Source organism: Allochromatium humboldtianum (assembly GCF_013385175.1).
In the GTDB taxonomy this organism is placed as follows: domain Bacteria; phylum Pseudomonadota; class Gammaproteobacteria; order Chromatiales; family Chromatiaceae; genus Thermochromatium; species Thermochromatium humboldtianum.
The window spans coordinates 1-522 of record NZ_JABZEO010000069.1 but is presented as its reverse complement, the minus strand read 5'-3'; the positions used below and the strand labels follow the sequence as shown (position 1 = coordinate 522).

Sequence of the window (522 nt, the reverse complement as noted above, 5' to 3'; positions counted from 1 at the left end):
CAGGTACTGGTCGCGTGGTGCGTTGCCGTGCAGTTCCACCCGCCCTGGGTCAATGCCGTGTTGCTTGAGGCGTTCCGTGAAGCGCTCCCTGACCACCGCATCGCCCAGCGGTTTGTTCTGCAACCGTAGCCGCGCTTCTGGCACGGCATCCAGTATCCGCTGCCACTGCACCAGCACCGCATCGCCTATCTTGGCCAGATTCTGGAAGCAGCCAAAGGTGATACTATCCTTCGCCAAACTCGGTGCCGGCGCGACGGCTGGTGCATTCTCCGGCGGCGTGAAGCACAGCCGCGTCTCGGGCAGGTACCAGATCTTCTCCGTGAACTGGTTCTGCTGCGCCGCTGGCACACCGACCTCATCGGCCAGCAGGTAGTCCATCTGCGCAACGCCTGTGGTGGCGAAGTAGCCCAACCAGCTTACCTGCACCGGTGCCGGCTTCCAGGCAAACACCGGCAGCCGGTTGTGCGCCGTGTGCCCCGCCAGATCAACCAGAATGTGGATGCCGTCCGCGTGTATCCGCCG

At 63.8% G+C, this 522-nt stretch carries 1 protein-coding gene; it reads right to left on the bottom strand.

Translation table 11 applies throughout. The features are described from left to right. Window positions 1-522: O-linked N-acetylglucosamine transferase family protein (locus HW932_RS21525; RefSeq protein WP_484476991.1), on the bottom strand; the 522-nt coding region annotated here is incomplete at both ends.